Annotated in this window: 24 protein-coding genes; 14 read left to right on the top strand and 10 right to left on the bottom strand. The window is 70.1% G+C overall.

Features of this window, described 5'->3' with window-relative positions; translation table 11 throughout:
- Window positions 1-7 precede the first annotated feature (7 nt).
- Window positions 8-1,720, bottom strand: a complete 1,713-nt coding sequence (locus RTL41_RS06700; RefSeq protein ID WP_312162614.1) for an arylsulfatase — start codon at window positions 1,718-1,720, stop codon at window positions 8-10.
- A 126-nt stretch (window positions 1,721-1,846) separates the two neighbouring features.
- Window positions 1,847-2,443, bottom strand: a complete 597-nt coding sequence (locus RTL41_RS06695) for a TetR/AcrR family transcriptional regulator (protein WP_312162612.1) — start codon at window positions 2,441-2,443, stop codon at window positions 1,847-1,849.
- Between the two features lie 121 nt (window positions 2,444-2,564).
- Between RTL41_RS06695 and RTL41_RS06690 the strand changes: the two genes are divergently transcribed.
- Both RTL41_RS06690 and RTL41_RS06685 read left to right on the top strand, forming a co-directional pair.
- Window positions 2,565-3,146 carry a TetR/AcrR family transcriptional regulator gene (locus RTL41_RS06690; RefSeq protein WP_312162610.1) on the top strand — a complete coding sequence of 194 codons (582 nt, stop codon included), beginning with the start codon at window positions 2,565-2,567 and terminating at the stop codon, window positions 3,144-3,146.
- Window positions 3,147-3,211: 65 nt separating this feature from the next.
- Window positions 3,212-3,607, top strand: a complete 396-nt coding sequence (locus RTL41_RS06685; protein ID WP_312162608.1) for a hypothetical protein — start codon at window positions 3,212-3,214, stop codon at window positions 3,605-3,607.
- Here the strand turns inward: RTL41_RS06685 and RTL41_RS06680 are convergent.
- On the bottom strand, window positions 3,604-4,044 hold the full coding sequence (locus tag RTL41_RS06680; protein WP_312162606.1) for an Rrf2 family transcriptional regulator: 441 nt from the start codon (window positions 4,042-4,044) through the stop codon (window positions 3,604-3,606). The genes RTL41_RS06685 and RTL41_RS06680 overlap by 4 nt on opposite strands.
- Window positions 4,045-4,130: 86 nt before the next feature.
- Between RTL41_RS06680 and RTL41_RS06675 the strand changes: the two genes are divergently transcribed.
- The 3 genes from RTL41_RS06675 (at window position 4,131) to RTL41_RS06665 (ending at window position 7,315) form a co-directional block, all read left to right on the top strand.
- Entirely contained in the window at window positions 4,131-4,580 is a 450-nt protein-coding gene (locus RTL41_RS06675; protein WP_312162603.1) for a globin domain-containing protein, read from the top strand.
- A 108-nt stretch (window positions 4,581-4,688) separates the two neighbouring features.
- Complete coding sequence (gene purL, locus RTL41_RS06670) at window positions 4,689-6,890, top strand: phosphoribosylformylglycinamidine synthase subunit PurL (RefSeq protein ID WP_312162601.1); 2,202 nt, start codon at window positions 4,689-4,691, stop codon at window positions 6,888-6,890.
- Window positions 6,890-7,315 (top strand): hypothetical protein, encoded by a 426-nt coding sequence (locus tag RTL41_RS06665; protein ID WP_312162598.1) that lies wholly within the window; start codon window positions 6,890-6,892, stop codon window positions 7,313-7,315. The genes purL and RTL41_RS06665 overlap by 1 nt, the downstream gene beginning before the upstream one ends.
- Here the strand turns inward: RTL41_RS06665 and RTL41_RS06660 are convergent.
- Both RTL41_RS06660 and RTL41_RS06655 read right to left on the bottom strand, forming a co-directional pair.
- Window positions 7,312-7,791: a CinA family protein gene (locus tag RTL41_RS06660; RefSeq protein WP_312162596.1), complete on the bottom strand. Its 480-nt coding sequence runs from the start codon at window positions 7,789-7,791 to the stop codon at window positions 7,312-7,314. The genes RTL41_RS06665 and RTL41_RS06660 overlap by 4 nt on opposite strands.
- A gap of 1 nt (window position 7,792) precedes the next feature.
- Window positions 7,793-8,773 (bottom strand): amidohydrolase family protein, encoded by a 981-nt coding sequence (locus RTL41_RS06655; RefSeq protein ID WP_312162593.1) that lies wholly within the window; start codon window positions 8,771-8,773, stop codon window positions 7,793-7,795.
- A 101-nt stretch (window positions 8,774-8,874) separates the two neighbouring features.
- On the opposite strand from RTL41_RS06655, the gene RTL41_RS06650 reads away from it, so the two are divergent.
- The 5 genes from RTL41_RS06650 (at window position 8,875) to RTL41_RS06630 (ending at window position 12,247) form a co-directional block, all read left to right on the top strand.
- Window positions 8,875-10,107, top strand: coding sequence for a serine hydrolase domain-containing protein (locus RTL41_RS06650; RefSeq protein WP_312162591.1), 1,233 nt, complete (start codon window positions 8,875-8,877; stop codon window positions 10,105-10,107).
- Between the two features lie 149 nt (window positions 10,108-10,256).
- Window positions 10,257-10,490 carry a BolA family transcriptional regulator gene (locus tag RTL41_RS06645; RefSeq protein ID WP_312162588.1) on the top strand — a complete coding sequence of 78 codons (234 nt, stop codon included), beginning with the start codon at window positions 10,257-10,259 and terminating at the stop codon, window positions 10,488-10,490.
- 13 nt (window positions 10,491-10,503) lie between these two features.
- Entirely contained in the window at window positions 10,504-11,412 is a 909-nt protein-coding gene (locus RTL41_RS06640) for an aldo/keto reductase (RefSeq protein ID WP_312162586.1), read from the top strand.
- Between the two features lie 74 nt (window positions 11,413-11,486).
- Window positions 11,487-11,831, top strand: a complete 345-nt coding sequence (gene grxD / locus RTL41_RS06635) for a Grx4 family monothiol glutaredoxin (RefSeq protein ID WP_312162584.1) — start codon at window positions 11,487-11,489, stop codon at window positions 11,829-11,831.
- Window positions 11,828-12,247, top strand: a complete 420-nt coding sequence (locus RTL41_RS06630; protein WP_312162583.1) for a thioesterase family protein — start codon at window positions 11,828-11,830, stop codon at window positions 12,245-12,247. The genes grxD and RTL41_RS06630 overlap by 4 nt, the downstream gene beginning before the upstream one ends.
- Window positions 12,248-12,264: 17 nt before the next feature.
- On the opposite strand, the gene RTL41_RS06625 is transcribed toward RTL41_RS06630, so the two are convergent.
- From RTL41_RS06625 to RTL41_RS06605, 5 genes are all read right to left on the bottom strand, one after another.
- Entirely contained in the window at window positions 12,265-12,639 is a 375-nt protein-coding gene (locus tag RTL41_RS06625; protein ID WP_312162581.1) for a hypothetical protein, read from the bottom strand.
- Window positions 12,640-12,727: 88 nt separating this feature from the next.
- Window positions 12,728-13,345: a 30S ribosomal protein S4 gene (gene rpsD, locus RTL41_RS06620; RefSeq protein WP_312162579.1), complete on the bottom strand. Its 618-nt coding sequence runs from the start codon at window positions 13,343-13,345 to the stop codon at window positions 12,728-12,730.
- A 168-nt stretch (window positions 13,346-13,513) separates the two neighbouring features.
- Window positions 13,514-13,858 (bottom strand): hypothetical protein, encoded by a 345-nt coding sequence (locus tag RTL41_RS06615; RefSeq protein ID WP_312162577.1) that lies wholly within the window; start codon window positions 13,856-13,858, stop codon window positions 13,514-13,516.
- 68 nt (window positions 13,859-13,926) lie between these two features.
- Window positions 13,927-15,000 (bottom strand): nitronate monooxygenase, encoded by a 1,074-nt coding sequence (locus RTL41_RS06610; protein ID WP_312162575.1) that lies wholly within the window; start codon window positions 14,998-15,000, stop codon window positions 13,927-13,929.
- A complete protein-coding gene (locus tag RTL41_RS06605) occupies window positions 15,000-15,779 on the bottom strand; it encodes an RNA methyltransferase (RefSeq protein WP_312162573.1) in 780 nt (259 codons plus the stop codon). Before RTL41_RS06605 ends, RTL41_RS06610 begins: the two co-directional genes overlap by 1 nt.
- A gap of 178 nt (window positions 15,780-15,957) precedes the next feature.
- On the opposite strand from RTL41_RS06605, the gene RTL41_RS06600 reads away from it, so the two are divergent.
- The 4 genes from RTL41_RS06600 to RTL41_RS06585 all read left to right on the top strand — a co-directional run bounded on the left by RTL41_RS06600 (window position 15,958) and on the right by RTL41_RS06585 (window position 18,905).
- On the top strand, window positions 15,958-17,181 hold the full coding sequence (locus RTL41_RS06600; protein ID WP_312162570.1) for an NADP-dependent isocitrate dehydrogenase: 1,224 nt from the start codon (window positions 15,958-15,960) through the stop codon (window positions 17,179-17,181).
- 5 nt (window positions 17,182-17,186) lie between these two features.
- Window positions 17,187-17,756 carry a DUF2939 domain-containing protein gene (locus tag RTL41_RS06595; protein ID WP_312162568.1) on the top strand — a complete coding sequence of 190 codons (570 nt, stop codon included), beginning with the start codon at window positions 17,187-17,189 and terminating at the stop codon, window positions 17,754-17,756.
- The gene (locus tag RTL41_RS06590; RefSeq protein WP_312162566.1) at window positions 17,753-18,457 is read left to right on the top strand and encodes a ribonuclease T2 family protein; all 705 of its coding nucleotides are present in this window, start codon (window positions 17,753-17,755) and stop codon (window positions 18,455-18,457) included. Before RTL41_RS06595 ends, RTL41_RS06590 begins: the two co-directional genes overlap by 4 nt.
- Window positions 18,458-18,527: 70 nt before the next feature.
- Window positions 18,528-18,905: a VOC family protein gene (locus RTL41_RS06585; protein WP_312162564.1), complete on the top strand. Its 378-nt coding sequence runs from the start codon at window positions 18,528-18,530 to the stop codon at window positions 18,903-18,905.
- The last annotated feature ends 73 nt before the right edge of the window (window positions 18,906-18,978 follow it).

Here is an 18,978-nt window from a genome sequence, read left to right as displayed (position 1 = left end):
TCCTGCCCTACTCGCTGAAGTACCGGGCGAAGCGGCAGAGCAGCTCCGGCGGCTGGGCCAGCGGCCCCGAGCCGTAGCGGTCCCACTCCTGCGCCCACAGCCGCTGCAGCCGCGCCAGCACCTCGGGATGGCGCTGCGCCAGGTCGACGCTCTCGGCATAGTCGACGTCGGTGTTGTAGAGCTCCCAGCGATCCTCCTCGAAGGCGCTGCCGCACCGGTGCATGGCCACCGCCCGCCAGCCGCCGTCGGTGATCGCCCGGTTGCCGCGCAGCTCGAAGTACTGCGTGGTCCTGGCCGGCGGGGCCTTGGGATCGGTGAAGGTCGCCCCGAACGAGCGCCCCGCGACCGGCAGTTGGGCCTGGCCGCCCACCACCTCGGCGAACCTCGTCCCGGCCGCGTCCAGCAGGGTCGGGGCGATGTCGACCACGTCGACGAACTGGCCGCGCACCGCCCCGCCGTCCTTGATCCTGGCCGGCCAGGAGACGATCAGCGGCGTGCGCACCCCGCCCAGATAGGGCCACAGCTTGTAGCGGCGGAAGGGCGTCACCCCCGCCATCGCCCACGGCCGCGGATAGGCCGCCTGGGTCTCGCCGGCGCCGAGCTGCGCCAGCCGCGCCCGCTGCTCGGCCGGGGTCAGGGCGTTGGGCCGGTAGAGCCCGTCGAACTCGCCGGCCTGCCCGGCCTCCGACGCCGCGCCGTTGTCGGAAAACAGGACCACGAGGGTGTTCTCCTCCAGCCCCGCCTGCTCCAGATAGCCCAGCAGCCGGCCGATCTGTTCGTCGGCATGCTCCATGAAGCCGGCATAGACCTCCATGTAGCGGGCGAAGACCGCCTTCTCGTCCTTGCTCAGCTCGGCCCACGGCCGGTCGCCCTCGTTGGCGGGCGGCAGGGCGGTGTCGGCCGGGATCACCCCCAGCGACTTCATGCGGGCGAAGCGCGCGCGGCGGATCTCGTCCCAGCCCTTGTCGTAGACCCCGGCATAGGCGTCGGCGTAGCGGGCCGGGACCTGGAGGGGGGCGTGCGCGACGCCCAGGCCCAGGTGCAGGAAGAACGGCTGGTCGGGGGCCTTGCGCCGATGCTCGCCGACCAGCGAGATCGACCTGTCCACCAGGTCGCTCGACAGGTGATAATCGGCCGGCAGCTCCGGATGGATGTAGTCGTTGTTCTCGACCAGGTCGGGCCGGTACTGGTCCGTCCAGCCCCGGGCGAAGCCGTAGAAGTAGTCGAAGCCGCGCTGCAGCGGCCAGTCGCCGCGCTCGGTTCCCTCGCCCAATTGCTGCTTGGGGATCAGGTGCCACTTGCCGACGATCCAGTTGGCGTAGCCGGCGCCCTTCAGGGCCTGGGCCAGGTTCTGGGCGTTCTGCGGGATATGGAACGCGGTCTTCGGGAAGGCGCCGGCCGGCGCGGCCATGCTCAGGTCGGGAACGTCGGGCATGTTGACCGTATGGCCGTTGCGGCCAGTGAACATCGCCGCCCGCGTCGTCGAGCACACCGCCTTGGTGTCGAACCGGTTGTAGCGCAGGCCGCGGCTGGCCAGCCGGTCGATGTTCGGCGTGCGGATCTCGGCCCCGAAGCAGCCCAGGTCGGAGAAGCCCACGTCGTCGAGCACGATGGTGACGATGTTCGGCGGCCTGGAGGTCGGCCGCGGCGCCGCCGCAGCCACGCGCGCGAAAGCCGTGGACGCGAGCAGGGAGGTGAGCAGGACGCGGCGGTGGATCATGGCGGGTTCCCGGATACGATCCGCCCGCCGAGGCTGCGAGCGGGGCCTCGTGCAGACGGCCAGCGCCGCCCTCCGCCGCAGGTTTCGGCCTGCGCCGATATTATGTCAACTCCATAGTATCGTAATTCAGCGCGCGCCGGGCGGCGTCAGCAGGCTCTGGATCAGCACCCGCAGTTCCTCGTCGCTCACCGGCCAGTTCAGCGAATGGATGTTGCGCGCGACACCGTTGAGAACATTGAGGATCACGCCCGCCGAAAGCGCCGGCGGGCCGGGCATCCGGTCCAGCGCCTGTTGCAGCCCACCGCTGTTCCGCGTTCGCCGGAACTGCGCAGCGGCGTTCAGCGCCGCGCCGATCTCCCTGTTCACCCGCCCCTCGGTCTGCAGCGCCACCGAGCACGCGCCGAGCTGCGAATGGCTGTAGAGCTCGATGAGCTTGTGGGCGAAGGCTTCCAGGTCGTCGGCCGGCGCGCCGGTGTCCTTGAACTCCGCCTCGTTCCAGACCTCGAGGAACGCCTCCACCACGCAGGCGGTCGGCGTGTCCCAGCGGCGGTAGAAGGTCGCCTTGGTCACCCCGGCCTCGGCGCAGACCCGGTCCAGCGTCATGCCCGAGAAGCCGTGCCGCGCCAGCACGGTCAGGGCGGCCGTCTTGATCCGCTCCTGCAGGCCGCTGTCGCGCGGACGGCCGCGGCCTCTGCGCGCCGGCTCGGCCGCCTTGGTTTCCATAGGACTCATGCCTCCTAGAGGCCCGCCTCGCCCCAGGCCGTCAAGTCCCCGCCCTCGGCGCCGGCAGGACGCTCGGGCCGCGGCGTTGACTTGAGGCGCGCCCCGGCTCCATCTCGTCGGAATGTCGAAGGAACGAGCGCCCCGCCGATGGTCCGACGCCACCCGCGCCAGCCTGCTCGAGGCGGGGATCGCGGCCTTCGGCGAACACGGCTTCGACGCGCTCAGCGAAGACGCCATCGCGCGGCGGGCGGACCTGACCCGGGGCGCGCTGCAGTATCAGTTCGGCGGCAAGAAGGGGCTGTTCGCGGCCGCCTTCGACCACGTCCTCCAGGAGACCGCCCGCCTCATCGCCGACCAGACGATGGAGCGGGCCCATTCGGTCGCCGAGCTGGGCGAGGGCGTCGGCGTGCTCATGGACCTGGCCCTCGACCCGCGCCGACGACGGCTGCTGTTCGTCGAGGCGCCGGTGGTGCTCGGTTGGAACGACTGGCGCGAGGGCCTGCGCCGGGCCTTCGAGCCGCTGCTGCATCACGCGCTGGGCCATTGGGTCGAGGGCGGCCTGATCTCCGAGCATGAGGTCGCCGGCCACGCCGAGGTGCTGCTCGGCGCCGGCGTCCAGGCGGCCCTGGCCCAGGGCGCGGGCGATCCGCGGCCGCGCGCGGCGCTGGAGGCGATGATCGCACGGCTCGCCGCCCGGCCTTGAGCGAACGCCGTTGCGCCGCGCTTCTATTTCATTCACGGTGCATGAAATAGAGACTGGAGGTCCCGATGTCGCCCGCCGCCCGCTTCGCTGTTCCGTCCGCCGCCCTCCTCGGCGTCCTGTTCCCGGTCCTTGAGACCGCCCGCCGCGGCCTCGGCGCCTGGCTGACGACGCCGGTGACGCTGCTGGAGGACTATGTCGCCGGCGCCCTGCTGCTGTGGGCCGCCTTCGCCGTGCTGCGCAGCCGGCCCGCCGGATGGCTCATCATGCTCGCCGCCAGCGCCTACACGACCGGCATGATGTCCTCGAGCTTCCTCAAGCAACTGGAGGCCCAGCTCCAGGGCGTCGCCTGGGAGGCGAACCAGGGGCTGGTCGTCGCGATCAAGCTGTTCCTGTGGGGCCTGCCGCTTATCCTGACGATCGTGGCGGCCAGGACCCTGCTCGGCCGCGCGAACGCAATCTAGGCCGGCGGCGCGGCGCCCCGGCCAGCCGTCCATGCCGCAAAGGCCGGCCGCGCCGATTGCGCCGCCTGCGCCAGCGACGTCCGGTCAAGGACGGCCATGAACGCCGCCACGGCGTCGGCGAGGATGCTGCTGGTCTCGCAGCCCAGCCGCAGCTCGCAATTGGCGCAGTCGGCCATCCGCATGCCCGGCTCCAGCGCCCGCACGACGTCGCCCACGGTGATCTCCGAGGGCGCCCGGGCCAGGGCGACGCCGCCGTTGCGTCCGCGCAGGCTCCTGATGAACCCGGCCCGCACCAGCGCCTGGGCGACCTTGGACACGTGATTGTAGGACAGCCGCTGCTCGGACGCGAAGCTGGGCAGGGAGATCGGCCCGCCGTCCATCCGCGCCAGGACGATCAGGAGGCGCAGGCCGAAATCGGTGTGCTGGGTGAGCTGCATGCCGTGGCCAGTGTGGAAAATGCGCTTGCCGCAATCAAGCACATATAATACCGGCTTTTTAATTACCGCTTTTAAGGAGTCTCGATATGCGCGTCGCTTCCGCCCAGGCCATGGCCATCGTCAAGTCCACCGCGCCCGCCCTCCAGCAGCACGGCCTGGCGATCACCACGGCGATGTACGCGCGCCTGTTCGAGAATGCGGAGATCGCGGCGATGTTCGATCGCGCCGCCCAGGCCAGCGGCGAGCAGCCGCGCCGTCTGGCCGGCGCCATCCTCGCCTACGCCAAGAACATCGACCGGCTCGAGAACCTCGGCCCGGCGGTGCAGAGCATGGTCGCCCGCCACGTGGACACCGGCGTGAAGCCCGAGCACTACCCGCACGTGGCCAACGCCCTGCTGCCGGCGATCCGCGAGGTGCTGGGCGCGGACGTCGCCACGGACGAGGTGCTGGCCGCCTGGGGCGAGGCCTATTGGATGCTGGCCGACATCCTCATCGCCGCCGAAGCCCAAGCCTATGAGGACGCGCAGGCGGCCTGACCACGCTTGCCGGCGTCGGCCTTCCCGGTCGGCGCCGACTGCGCCCAGGTCGCCGCAGTTTCCCGCACCCCCTCCCCCTGACGCCAGAGTCCCGCTATATGCGCGCCCATGAGCGCTCAGCCTGGCAAGACCCTCCGCGAAACCGCCGCCGAGTACGGCCTTAAGTCGGAAGAATACGACGTCATCCTGCAACGCCTGAACCGCGAGCCCAACGAGGTTGAGCTGGGCGTGTTCTCGGTGATGTGGTCGGAGCACTGCTCCTACAAGTCCAGCAAGAAGCACCTGGGCAAGTTCCCGACCTCGGGCCCGCGCGTGATCTGCGGCCCGGGCGAGAACGCCGGGGTGATCGACATCGGCGACGGCCAGGCCTGCATCTTCAAGATGGAGAGCCACAACCACCCCTCCTACATCGAGCCCTATCAGGGCGCGGCGACCGGCGTCGGCGGCATCATGCGCGACGTCTTCACCATGGGCGCGCGCCCGGTGGCGCTGCTCAACGCCCTGCGCTTCGGCGATCCGTCGCACCCCAAGACCAAGCGCCTGGTGTCGGGCGTGGTCAGCGGCATCGGCGGCTACGGCAACTGCGTGGGCGTGCCCACCGTCGCCGGCGAGACCAACTTCCACCGCGGCTATGACGGCAACATCCTGGTCAACGCCATGTGCGTGGGCCTGGCCGACGCCGACAAGATCTTCTACTCGGCCGCCCCGGCGCCCGGCCTGCCGGTGGTCTATTTCGGCTCCAAGACCGGCCGCGACGGCATCCACGGCGCGACCATGGCCTCGGCCGAGTTCGACGACGCCTCGGACGAGAAGCGCCCGACCGTGCAGGTCGGCGACCCCTTCGCCGAGAAGCTGCTGATCGAAGCCACCCTCGAACTGATGGCCTCGGGCGCCGTCGCCGCCATCCAGGACATGGGCGCGGCGGGCCTCACCTCCTCCTCGGTCGAGATGGCCGGCAAGGGCGGGGTCGGCATCGAGCTGATCCTCGACGACGTGCCCCAGCGCGAAGAGGGCATGAGCGCCTACGAGATGATGCTGTCGGAAAGCCAGGAGCGCATGCTGGCGATCCTCAAGCCCGGCCGCGAGGAAGACGGCCGCCGGATCTTCGAGAAGTGGGGCCTGGACGCCGCCACGATCGGCCGCACCACCGACACCGGACACCTGGTCCTGAAGCACAAGGGCGAGGTCGTCTGCGACGTGCCGCTGGCCCCGCTGTTCGACGACGCCCCGCTCTATGACCGCCCGTGGGTCGCCTCGCCGCAGCTTCCGCGCCTGACGGCGGCCGAGGTCGCGGCCCCGGCCGACTACGCCGACGCCGTGGTCAGGCTGATGAGCGCCCCCGACATGGCCTCCAAGCGCTGGCTGTGGGAGCAGTACGACCGCCACGTCATGGCCGACACCCTGGAGGACTCCTCCACCGGGGCCGACGCCGGCATCGTGCGCGTGCACGGCACGAAGAAGGCCCTGGCCGTCACCTCCGACTGCACCCCGCGCTATGTCCAGGCCGACCCGTTCGAGGGCGGCAAGCAGGTCGTGGCCGAGGCCTGGCGCAACCTGACCGCCGTCGGCGCCGACCCGATCGCCATCACCGACAACCTGAACTTCGGCAATCCCGAGCGGCCCGAGATCATGGGCCAGATCGTCCGCGCCATCGAAGGCATGGCCCAGGCCTGCCGCGACCTCGACTTCCCGGTCGTGAGCGGCAATGTCAGCCTCTACAACGAGACCAACGGCGCGGCCATTCCGCCGACCCCGACCGTCGGCGCCGTGGGCCTGATCGCCGACTACGCGCACCGCGCCGACTTCGCGGGCATGAAGGACGGCGACGCCCTGGTGCTGGTCGGCTCGACCGTCGGCGAGCTGGGCGCCTCGATGTACCTGCGCGAGGTTCAGGGCCAGGAGGCCGGCGCGCCCCCGCTCGTCGACCTTACCCTGGAACGCAAGGTCGGCGACTTCATCCGCAACCTGATTCTCTCCGACCAAGTCACTGTTTGCCATGACCTTTCGGATGGCGGCCTGATCGCCGCCGCAGCCGATATGGCCCTGGCCTCCAAGGTCGGCTTCACGCTGCAGCAGGACCGGTCGATCCCCGCGCACGCCTTCCTGTTCGGCGAGGACCAGGCCCGCTACCTGGTCGCCGTGAAGGACGCCGCCCCCATCCTCGCGGCGGCCAAGGCGGCCGGCGTGGAGGCGGCCGTGGTCGGCGAGGCCGGCGGTTCGGACCTGGCGGTCGAGGGCCTCTTCACCCTGCCGCTGGACAGGCTGCGCGCCGAGCACGAGGGCTGGATGCCGGCCTATATGGGCGACTGATGGCCAAGCTCCGCCGCCTCATCGATCTGCCCGGCGTCCGCGACCTGGAAGACAAGGCGCTGATGCAGCCCCGCTACGCCGACGCGGACGCCCGCTCGACCTATCCCGAGATCGACGAGGTGTCGCGCGCCCTGTTCGGCATCACCCAGGACGAGGCCGACGACGCGCCGCGCCCCGAGGGCTGGGACCGCATCGAGCGCAAGCCGACCCGCGACCAGGTGATCGCCTTCGAGGCCGAGGGCTGGGACGTCACCGACGACAAGCGCCGCCCGTTGCGGATGCTCGACCATTTCGCGCCGCAGCTCTGGCTCGCCCTGCGCGGCGTGGCCGGCGAACTGCCCTTCCAGGCCGAACCCGACCCGGACGACGCGGTCTATTCGTCCCTCGCCGCCGACGCGGCCAAGTTCCGGCGCGACCGGCGCTAGAGCGAGGCCTTCGCCAGCAGCTCCAGGGCCGCGGCCGCGAACGCCTCCATGTTCGCGGCGCGGTCGGCCGATCCGGTCTCGATCGTGGTCACGAACTCGATGGGGCCGGACACCGCCACGCAGGTATGGCCCGCAGCGTCGCCGTAGCCATTGCCCGTCGGCCCGGCCGCGCCGGTTTCCGACAGCCCCCAGGTCGCGCCGAACCGCTCGCGCACGGTCCTGGCCAGCAGCAGCGCATAGGGCTCGCTGGCCGAACGCATGCCGGCCAGCGCCTCCTTGGGGATCTCCATCAGCATCACCCGGGCCTTGGGCGTGTAGACCACGCCGCCGCCGAGATAGTAGGCCGAGGCCCCCGGCACGCTCAGCAGCGCGGCGCTGATCAGGCCGCCGGACGAACTCTCCGCCACCGCGACGGTTTGCCTGGCCGCCTTCAGCCGTTCGCCCAGCTCAGCGGCCTGGGCCATCAAGGCCTGCATCCTATTGCTCCTCGTCCAGTCGATAGGTGGCCCGCGCCACGTCGCGGAACAGCAGCGCCTTCTCGTCGGCGCTGGCGCCGGACGCCAGGCGCTTCAGCGCGTTCCAGAGGGTGGCGTAGTCGCAACTGACCCGGTCGACCGGGAAGTTGCTTTCGAACATGGCCCGCTGCGGCCCGAACAGCGCGATGCAGGTCTCGATATAGGGTCGCCATGCGTCGGCCAGCTCCGCCGATGACGGCGGGCGCTCACGCTTGTGGAAGTCGAAGCCGCAGATCGCCATGCCCAGCCCGCCCAGCTTGACCACGACGTTCTCATGCGCCGCCACCTGCGCCATGTCGCGCTTCCAGCGGGCGAACTCCTCGTCGCGGCGGCCGGCATAGGGGCCGATGCCCAACACCCCGCCGACATGGTCCAGCACGATCGTCGTCTCGGGGAAGGCGCCGGCCAGGTCTGCCACTTCCGGCAATTGCGGATGGAACTGCCAGGCCTCGAAGGACAGGCCGTTGGGCGCGAGCTGGGCGAAGCCCCGCCGGAAGTCTTCGCGTCCGTACAGCCCCTGCGGGGGGTTTGTATGGCCGTTGCGCACGGCGTCGCTGGGATCCCAGGCCCCGGTGTGCCTGACGCCGCGGAACCGGCCGCCGCCGGCGCGGATGTGCCCCTCCAGCGCCTGGCCCACGTCCGCGTGCGTCAGGTCGGCGAACCCGACGATCCCGGCGCAGGCCCGCACCGCCCCGTACCGGCCGCTGGCCGACATCGCCGTCACGCCGTTGACGAACTCGGTCTCGCCCACCGGCGCCATCAGCCGGCTCTTATCGGCGCTGTACATGGCGCCGCACTCGACGAAGACCGTGCTCTCGACCTTGTGCCCCGATCCGAGGTCCGCCAGCAGCTCGTCCAGCAGGTAGCGCCCGTTCGGAAAATCCCAGAGGTGATGGTGCGGATCGCAGATCGGCAGGTCGGGTTCGATGATCTCTTCGGTCACGCGCTTACGCCTCCCCTGCTCGTTTTTCTTGGCTTCCGTACGTCGGCGCGCTCATGATGCCCGCCAATTAGAACGACCGCCATTTCTTCGGGAGGAATTTTATGGACGCCCAATCTCAGTGGACCGGCCTCGACGCCGCGCGCCTGGAACGCATTACCGACCACCTCGAGCGCAACTACATCGGCCCGCAGAAGATCATGGGCGCCCAGGTCGCGGTCGCCCGGCGCGGCCAGCTCGCCTACCGCAAGTCCTTCGGCTCCATGGACCTGGAGCGGAGCAAGCCGATGGCCGACGACGCCATCTTCCGCATCTATTCGATGACCAAGCCGATCACCTCGGTCGCGCTGATGACCCTCTACGAGAAGGGCTATTTCCAGCTCAACGATCCGATCAGCCGCTACGTGCCGTCCTGGAAGGCGCCCCGCGTCTACGTCTCGGGCGAGGACGAGGCCATGGTCACCGAGCCGGCCCGGCGGCCGGTCTCGTTCCGCGACGTGCTCTCCCACACCTCGGGCCTGACCTATGGCGGCGGCCTGCCCGGCGTCGGCGTCCAGCATCCGGTCGACAAGCTCTATCGCGCCCTCAAGGTCCGCACCTTCGGCGGCGAGGACACCATGCAGGGCTTCCTGGACAAGCTCAGCCAAGTGCCGCTGGTCTACCATCCGGGCGAGCGCTGGATGTACTCGCTGGCCACCGACGTCTGCGGCGCCCTGGTCGAGGTGATCTCCGGCAAGCCCTTCGGCCAGTACCTGCAGGACGAGATCTTCGACCCGCTGGGCATGAAGGACACCTCGTTCTCGGTCGCGCCCGACAAGGTCGATCGCTTCTGCGCCAACTACCAGCGCGGCCCCGACAAGAAGCTCAAGCTGATCGACGATCCGGCGACCAGCGCCTTCGCCCGCCAGGCCGGGTTCGAATCGGGCGGCGGCGGCCTGACCGGCACCACCGACGACTACATGCGCTTCTGCGAGATGCTGCGCCGCGGCGGCGAGCTGGACGGCGCGCGCATCCTGGGGCCGCGCACCCTGGAGATGATGCACATGAACCACCTGGCCGGCGGCCAGGACCTGTCGACCATCGCCCTGGGCAGCTTCTCCGAAACCGCCAATGACGGCGTCGGCTTCGGGCTCGGCTTCGCCGCCACCAAGGGCCAGGTCGAGACCGCCTCGCTCGGCGCCGGCGACTATTACTGGGGCGGCGCGGCCTCGACCATCTTCTGGGTCGACCCCAAGGAGGAACTGTCGGTGGTGTTCATGACCCAGCTCATGCCGTCGGGCACCTTCAATTTCCGCGGCCAGCTCAAGAGCCTGATCTACTCGGCCATCGTCGACTGATCGCGCGGGGGCGCCGATCGACCCGCGTGTCGATCTCGGCGTCCCCGACCTCGCCGATCTGACGTCCTGGCGGCAGGGGGACCCATATCCCGATCCAGCGGTTGTTAAGCTTTCTGCCGCAGAAAGATTCGCCGAGTGGAGTTCCCCCGATGCCCATGTCCATCGCCGACCTGGAAGCCAATCTGAAAGAGGCCTTCCCCGACGCCGAGATCGCGATCGACGATCTGGCCGGCGACGGCGACCATTACCGCGCGCGCATCGTGTCCTCGGCCTTCGCGGGCCTGTCGCGGATCAAGCAGCATCAGCTCGTCTACGGCGCGCTCAAGGGCAAGGTCGGCGGCGAGTTGCACGCCTTGGCCCTCGAAACCTCAGCGCCGGCTTAAGAGGTCCCGGCCCGTGCGCTACCGTCCCTTCGGCGCATCGGGAAAGGCGGTTTCCGCCGTCAGCCTGCTGTTGCGCGACGCCCCGAACATGGGCGCGCCGGGCGCGTGGCGGTCCCTGATCATCTCGGCCATGGAAAACGGGGTGAACAGCTTCGAGGCGACCGCCGGCTCGGACGTCCTGGCCATCGGCCTCGGCGAGGCGCTGAGCGTGGTCGAGCGCCGCCTGATCTTCCTGGCCTGGCGCCTGCGCGGCAATCCGGCCGGCGCGATCACCGCCCGCGACATCGCCGACAACGTGCGCGCCGCCCTGCAGCGGACCCGCGCCGGCTATCTCGACCTGCTGATGATGGACGAGACCGCCGCCGAGACCATGACGCCGGACGCCCACAGCTACCTGGCCGACCTTCGCAACGGCGGCGTCTGCCTGCAGATCGGCGTCGCCGGCGAGGGGCCCGTCATCGACCGCTGCATCAGCAGCGACGTGTTCGACGTCCTGGCCACCTCCTTCAACCTGGTGTCCGACTGGCAGACCCGCCGGCGCATCCGCGACGCCTCCGCCGCCAACATGACCCTGATCGGCGCCGACCCGTTCCCCACCGGCCTGCACGCCACGCCCGCGGCCCGCGGCGAGACCGAGCGGCCGATGCGCCGGGGCCTGCTGGGGGGCGGGCGCCGTCCCGAGCCGCTGGCCAATGTCGGCGCCTACGGCTTCCTGCACGACACCCCCGGCTGGTCCTACGAGGAGCTCTGCCTGGCCTTCGCGCTCACCGAGCCGGCCTTCGCCAGCATCCAGCTCGAAGCCGGCCGCGCCGACATGATCGAGCGCATGGCCGCGGTCACCGACAGGGACCTGCCGACCGGCGTCGCCGCCCAGATCGAGATGGCCCGCTTCGGCCAGATCGCGGCCCAGCGCCGCGCCTGAGTTCGCCGCCGCTTGACCCGAGCGCCCCGGCTCCCTAGCTCTGGGACGAATTCCTCGCCGCAAAGGCCCTCGTCATGACCGACACCACGACCGCCAACCCCGTCCACGACTTCATCGCCAAGGCGGTGGCCGACCACCCGGTGGTGCTGTTCATGAAAGGCGTGCCGGAAGAACCGCGCTGCGGCTTCTCCTCGGTCGTCGTGCAGATCCTCGACCATCTCGGCGCGGACTTCGTCGGCGTCGACGTCCTGCAGAGCGAGCCCCTGCGCGAAGGCATCAAGACCTTCACCGACTGGCCGACCATCCCGCAGCTCTATGTGAAGGGCGAGTTCGTCGGCGGCGCGGACATCATCCGCGAGATGTTCCAGTCCGGCGAGCTGAAGACCCTCCTGGTCGAACAGGGCGTCCTGACGGCGTGAGCCGTCTGCTCGAACCGCCTCCCGGGCGCCAGGTCTTCTCGCTCCAGTTCACCCCGTCCGCGTCGGACATCGACGCGAACGGGCACGTGAACAATGTCGTCTATGTCCGCTGGATCCAGGACATGGCGACCTCGCACTGGGCGTCGCGGCAACCGGCCGACGAACAGGCCCGCTGGGCCTGGATCGTGCTGCGCCACGAGATCGACTATCGCCGCGCCCTTATGCCGGGCGAGACCGCCACCGCCCGCACCTGGGTCGCCGAGGCCGCCGAAGGCCCCCGCTTCGACCGCTTCGTGCGCATCGACGGCCCCGATGGCGCCATGTGTGCGCAGGCGCGCACCGTCTGGTGCATGATCGACGCGGCCAGCGGCCGCCCCAAGCGCGTCACCCCCGAGATCATCGAACGCTTCGTCTGAGACCGCCGGCGGCCGCCCTAGCTTCCCGGCCCGGTCCAGGCGGCCAGCGGATTGAGCAGGAACACCGGCGCCGACGGCTCCAGGCCCAGCTCGGCCCAGGTGAAGCGCAGCTCGGTCTTGCCCATGGCGAAGGAACGGCACGTATCCACCCGCTTGCGGGCGAACGCGACGCTCGCCGCCGGCCCCCTGCGCTCGACATAGAAGGTGAAGTCGTCCTTGCGGGTGCAGCCGTTCGAGGCGACCTGGATGGTCAGGGCCTCGCGCCCGGCCGCCGCCGAGTACACCGCCTCCAGTTCGGGGGGCGTCGCATCGGCGGACGCCTGGAGCGTCGGCGCGGTGGCGCAGCCGGTCAGCAGGCCAAGGCCCGCAAGCAGCAACAGTCGACGATTCATCGCCGGAGTCCGCCACAGATCGGCGCAAAGCAAAAGGCCCCGGATCGCTCCGGGGCCTTCGCAATCTCGATATGGTCGTCGGCGTCGATCAGGACGCGTAGAATTCGATAACCAGGTTCGGCTCCATCTTCACCGGGTACGGGACCTCGGAGAATTCCGGGATGCGGATGAACTTGGCGCTCATGGCCTTCGGATCGACCTCGACATAGTCGGGGGTGTCACGTTCGCCCGATTGCAGGGCTTCCAGCACCAGGGCCATGTTGCGCGAACGCTCGCGCACGGTGACCACGTCGCCGACCTTCACGCGGTAGGAGGCGATGTTGACGCGCTTGCCGTTCACCAGGACGTGGCCGTGGTTCACGAACTGACGGGCCGCGAACACGGTCGGCACGAACTTCGCGCGGTAGACCACCGCGTCCAGACGCGATTCCAGCAGGCCGATCAGGTTTTCCGAGGTGTTGCCCTTGCGGCGGGCGGCCTCGGTGTAGGTGCGCGAGAATTGCTTCTCGGTCAGGTTGCCGTAGTAGCCCTTCAGCTTTTGCTTGGCGCGGAGCTGCAGACCGAAGTCCGAGACCTTCTGCTTGCGGCGCTGACCGTGCTGGCCGGGACCGTAGGAGCGCTGGTTGATCGGGGACTTCGGGCGACCCCAGATGTTTTCGCCCATCCGGCGGTCGATCTTGTACTTGGCGCTATGGCGCTTCGACATAGTCGTCTCTTTCACTTCGACCTGGGCCGGCGTCCCCGCAAGTGAGGACACGATCTCAACGGCGGCGTCAGGTCACCCGTCATAGATCGCAGACCACCGGACGAGGTCCGGCGGCGCGAAGGGGCGGTGTATGACGTCAGCAGGCCGAAGAGTCAATCTCGGCAGGGGCTACTTGCAGCGCGCCTTGCCCAGCAGGTCGACGCGGCAACTGGTCTTGGCGCCCCGGTCGTCGGTGACCACCGCGTTGCCCAGCACGTCGCGGCGGACCGAGACGCGGTTGCCGTCGCTGTCCTCGATGATCCGGTTGCCCAGCACGTCCCGGCGCACCGAGACCTGGTTGCCGTACTCGTCGACCCAGGTCGCCTTGCCCAGCACGTCCTTCGTGCCGACGACCGAGTTGCCGTAGATGTCGTAGCAGGTGGCCCGGCCGGCGTCCTGGCGGCACATGACCTGGGCGGCGGCGGGCGTGGCCATCATGGCCAGGGCGGCGAGGGACAGGACGAGCTTCTTCACGGCGCACCTCAAGCGTTACCTCGAACCACCTTAGCGTGAAACGCTCGCGCTCGCCAGGATCGGACGGGTCAGGCCGAGGTTCGCGCCGACAGCCGCCCCGCGGCGTCCTGCGCCTCGCGCCACCAGACCCTGACCATCTCGCCGGCGTCGCCGGGCCTGGCCAGCCGAACGCCCTGCCCCGCCCAGAGCGAAATCATGTCGGGCTCGCCGGCCTGGGCGGCGGCGGCGCGCAGCGGCTGGGTCAGGCGGTTCTGGACCGGATAGGCGGGAACCTCGTCCTCGACCGGCCGCAGTTCTCGCATGAAGCGGTTCTCGATCCCGCGGGCGTAGCGCCCCGTGAACGCCCGGGTCAGCAGCGTCGCATCGTCCGCCGCCGTCTCGATCGCCGCGCGCCAGGGCGCGCTGACGCCGGTCTGCCCGGCCAGCAGGAACGCCGTGCCCATCTGCACCGCAGACGCCCCCAGCGCCAGGGCGGCGGCGACGCCGGCGCCGTTCATGATCCCCCCGGCGGCGATGACCGGCAGGTCCACCGCATCGAGGATCAGGGCGGTCAGGGCCATGGTCCCGACCAGGCTCGCCTCGGGCTCGGCCAGGAAGTACCCGCGGTGGCCGCCGGCCTCGAAGCCCTGGGCGCAGATCCCGTCCGCCCCGGCCAGCGCCCAGGCGCGCGCCTCGGCGACCGTCGTGGCCGTGCCGACCACCCAGGTTCCCGCCCTGTGCAGGGCCTCGATCTGCGCTGCGCTCAGGACGCCGAAGGTGAACGAGGCCACCGGCGGGGCGGCCTGGACGACCGCCGCAAGCTGCGCCTCGAAATCCGGGGCGAAGCTGTTGGGATGGGCCGGCGTCGGTACGCCAAGCTCGGCGTACCAGGGCGCCAGCCGCGCCAGGGCGGCGTCGATGGTCGATGCGTCGGGCCGCGCCGCGGGCGCCATCAGCAGGTTGACCCCGAAGGGCGCGTCCGTCGCCGCCCGCAGCCGCTCGATCTCGGGCCCGATCTGATCGGGCGCCATCGCGCCGGCCGCGAGCGAGCCCATGCCGCCGGCCCGCGAGACCGCCAGCGCCATTTCGGGGGGCGAGGCGCCGACCATCGGGGCCTGGAGGATCGGAATCGCCAGGCCGTCCAGCAGGTCGCGCAGCGCCATCAGCCTTCTCCTTCGCCCGCCTTCCGGCGGGCCAGCTTTTCCAGCGAGCGCCCGCGCCCCCTGGACAGCGCCGTGACCACGCCGCGGAACGTGCGGACCTCCTGGTCCGAGAACCGCGCCCGGCCCAGCGCCGAGCGCAGGTTCTGCATCATCGAGGGCTTCTTCTCCGGCGGGTGGAAGAAGCCGGCGTCCTCCAGCTCGCGCTCGAAGTGCTCGTAGAGGCCCAGCATGGCTTCGGCGGGCGCCGGCGGCGGGCCTTCGCGGAAGATCGGCGGCGCGCCGGTCTCCACCGTCATCCGCCACTCATAGGCGTTGATGGCCACGGCCTGGGCCAGGTTGAGCGAGCGGAAGCGCGGGTCGATCGGCAGGGTGACCACGGCCTGGCAAAGGGCGATGTCGGCGGTCTCCAGGCCCGCGCGCTCGCCGCCGAACAGCAAGCCGACGGCGCGGCCCTCGGCGACCTCGTGCGCCAGGTTCGCCGCCGCCTCGCGCGGCCCCAGCACCGGCAGTTGCAGCTCTCGCGGACGCGCGGTGGTCGCATAGACCAGATGCAGGTCGGCGATCGCCGCCTCGACGCTGTCATAGACCCGCGCGGCGTTCAGCGGCCATTCGGCGCCCGACGCCGCCGCCCAGGCCCGCTCCTGCGGCCAGCCGTCCCGCGGATTGACCAGGCGCAGGTCGGCCAGGCCGAAATTGGCCATCACGCGGGCCACGGCGCCGATATTCTGGGCCAGTTGGGGAACATTGAGGATGATGCAGGGCGGCGCGGCGGATTCCATGCCGCGTTTTGAGATGCGAGCGGCCGCGAATGCAAGCGCCGCCTGCCCGATCGCGCCTGGCGCAGGTCAATAGGGGGTGACCTCCCCTTTGCGTCCGGGCCTTGGCCTAGTATACGGCCCTTACCCTATCTACCCTACCCTACCCCTATCCGTTACGCCCCCGGAGCGCTCTGCCCTCATGGCCAAGATTAAAGTCGCGAACCCCGTCGTAGACATCGACGGGGACGAGATGACCCGCATCATCTGGAAGTGGATCAAGGACAAGCTGATCTTCCCGCATCTGGATATCGATCTGGATTACTACGACCTGGGGATCGAGCACCGCGACGCCACCGACGACAAGGTCACCGTCGACGCGGCCGAGGCCATCAAGCGTCATGGCGTGGGCGTGAAGTGCGCCACCATCACCCCGGACGAGGCCCGGGTCGAAGAGTTCGGCCTGAAGAAGATGTGGAAGTCGCCGAACGGCACCATCCGCAACATCCTCGGCGGCGTGGTCTTCCGCGAGCCCATCATCTGCAAGAACGTCCCGCGGCTGATCCCGGGCTGGACCCAGCCGATCATCGTCGGCCGTCACGCCTTCGGCGACCAGTACAAGGCGACCGACTTCCGCGTCCCCGGCAAGGGCCGCCTGACCATCAAGTGGGAAGGCGAGAACGGCGACACCATCGAGCATGAAGTGTTCGAGTTCCCGGGCGGCGGCGTCGCCATGGGCATGTACAACCTCGACGACTCGATCCGCGAATTCGCGCACGCCTGCCTGAACTACGGCCTGCAGCGGAAGTACCCGGTCTACCTGTCGACCAAGAACACGATCCTCAAGGCCTATGACGGCCGCTTCAAGGACATCTTCGCCGAGGTCTACGAGGCCGAGTACGCCGGCAAGTTCAAGGAAGCCGGCATCGTCTACGAGCATCGCCTGATCGACGACATGGTCGCCTCGGCCCTGAAGTGGTCCGGCGGCTTCGTCTGGGCCTGCAAGAACTACGACGGCGACGTGCAGTCCGACCAGGTCGCCCAGGGCTTCGGCTCGCTGGGCCTGATGACCTCGGTCCTGATCACCCCGGACGGCAAGATCATGGAATCGGAAGCCGCCCACGGCACCGTGACCCGCCACTTCCGCCAGCATCAGCGCGGCGAATCGACCTCGACCAACTCGATCGCCTCGATCTTCGCCTGGACCCAGGGCCTGAAGCACCGCGCCAAGCTCGACGGCAACGCCGAGCTGGCCCACTTCGCCGAGACCCTGGAGAAGGTCTGCGTCGACACCGTCGAGGCCGGCTCGATGACCAAGGACCTGGCGCTGCTGGTCGGCGACACCCAGGGCTGGCTGACCACCGAGGGCTTCATCGACAAGGTCGCCGCCAATCTGGAAGCGGCCCTGGCCAAGACCCCGGCCTGAGGCTCATGGACGACCGCGCGACAGGGGACTGGAGCCTCGGACGCGCGGTCTTCCGCCTGATCGTCACCCTGATCGTGGGAACGGCGCTGGTCTTCGCGACCGCGCCGTTCTTTGCTTTCCGGGCCATGAAGGCCGCCGCCCGCGACGGCGACGGCCAGGCGCTGGGCCAGCTCGTCGACTATCCGGCGGTTCGCCAGGGCCTGCGCCCGCAGATCGCCGCCAAACCCGTGGCCGCGCCGCCCCCGCCCGACATCTGGAGCGATCCCATCGGCGCCGTGAAGCGTGCGATCGAACCGATCGTGCCCGCCCCGCCCTCGCTCGAGCCCTACCTGACCGCGCCGGGCCTCTACGACCTCGCCCGCGGCTATGCGCCCGGAGCGGCGCCGGCGACGGTGGGAAACTCCGGGCTCCCACGGCTCCGCTATTGGGGCCCCAACCGCGCCCGCTTCCTGGTCCTGGCCAAGGGCGTGAAGGCGGCGGACCAGGGCGTGGTCTTCACCTTCGAGCGGCGCGACCTCTTCCAGTGGAAGCTGGTGCAGATCCGGCTGCCCAAGGCCTCGGCGCCGGTCGCGTGACCCGCGCCCTGCCGATCATGGCGTTGGCGGCGATCCTGGCCGTCCCCTGCCTGGCGGCTGCGGCCCCGCTACAGGCCTGCACGGCGCCGGCCCGCATCGCGCCCGCCCGCTCGGCGCCGCCCCCTCCCGCAGAGATCGTGCGCGACGTGCCGATCGCCGCCTACATGCTGGCCCTGACCTGGTCGCCGGAATGGTGCCGCACCCGCCACAACGCGCCTGACGCCCAGTTCCAGTGCCGCCAGAACCACCTCGGCTTCGTCGTCCACGGCCTTTGGCCCAACGGCCGCGGCAAGCGTCATCCGCGCTACTGCGCCCCCGCCCCGGCCCTGAGCGCGGCGACCGTCCGCAAGCACTACTGCATGACGCCCTCGGCCGACCTGCAGCAGCACGAGTGGGCCGCCCACGGCGCCTGCGGCTGGCGGACGCCCGAGGCCTATTTCGACAGGGCGCAGGCGCTGTGGGCGGCGATCGACGCGCCCGACCTCGCCTTCCCGCCGGGCCGGACGGTCACGGCCGGCGACGTCCGCGACGCCTTCCTGGCCCGCAATCCCCGCCTGCGCCGAAGCGGCATCTTTCTGAAGGTCGGCGACGGAAACCGGCTGATGGAGGCCCGGCTCTGCTACGATCTCCAGTTCCGCCCGGCCGCCTGCCCGGGCGGTCTGGGCGCCCCCGACCAGGCCAGGATCCGCGTCCAGCACTAGCGGCATTTGTTCTTGTTTTGTTCGATTCTCGGCGCTAATTTCCGCCCCTGAACTCAGGGAGACGAACGACATGATCGGCTATGTCACCATCGGGGCGCTGAACGTCGAGGAGGCCATGCCCTTCTACGACGCCGTGCTGGGCGCGATCGGCTATGAGCGCCAGTTCTTCGACAGCGGCTGGGCGGGCTATGGTCCCAAGGGGCAGGACGCCAACACCTTCATCTGCCCGCCTTTCGACGGCCAGCAGGCCCGCGGCGGCAACGGCGTCATGATCGCCTTCCACGGCCCCGACCGGGCGGCGGTGGACGCCGCCCACGCCGCGGCGCTCGCCTGCGGCGGGACCGACGAGGGCGCGCCCGGCCCCCGCCCCGCCGACTCGACCAGCTTCTACGGCGCCTATGTCCGCGACATGACCGGCAACAAGATCGCCATCTTCACCAAGTCCTGAGCGGGCGCGTTCCGCACAAGTGATTGACGGTGCAATAAAAAAGGCCGGGGTCGCCCCCGGCCTTTCTGCCTGC

This window comes from Phenylobacterium sp. (assembly GCF_031984885.1).
GTDB lineage: Bacteria > Pseudomonadota > Alphaproteobacteria > Caulobacterales > Caulobacteraceae > Phenylobacterium.
This window is presented reverse-complemented; position numbering and strand designations above follow the sequence as displayed.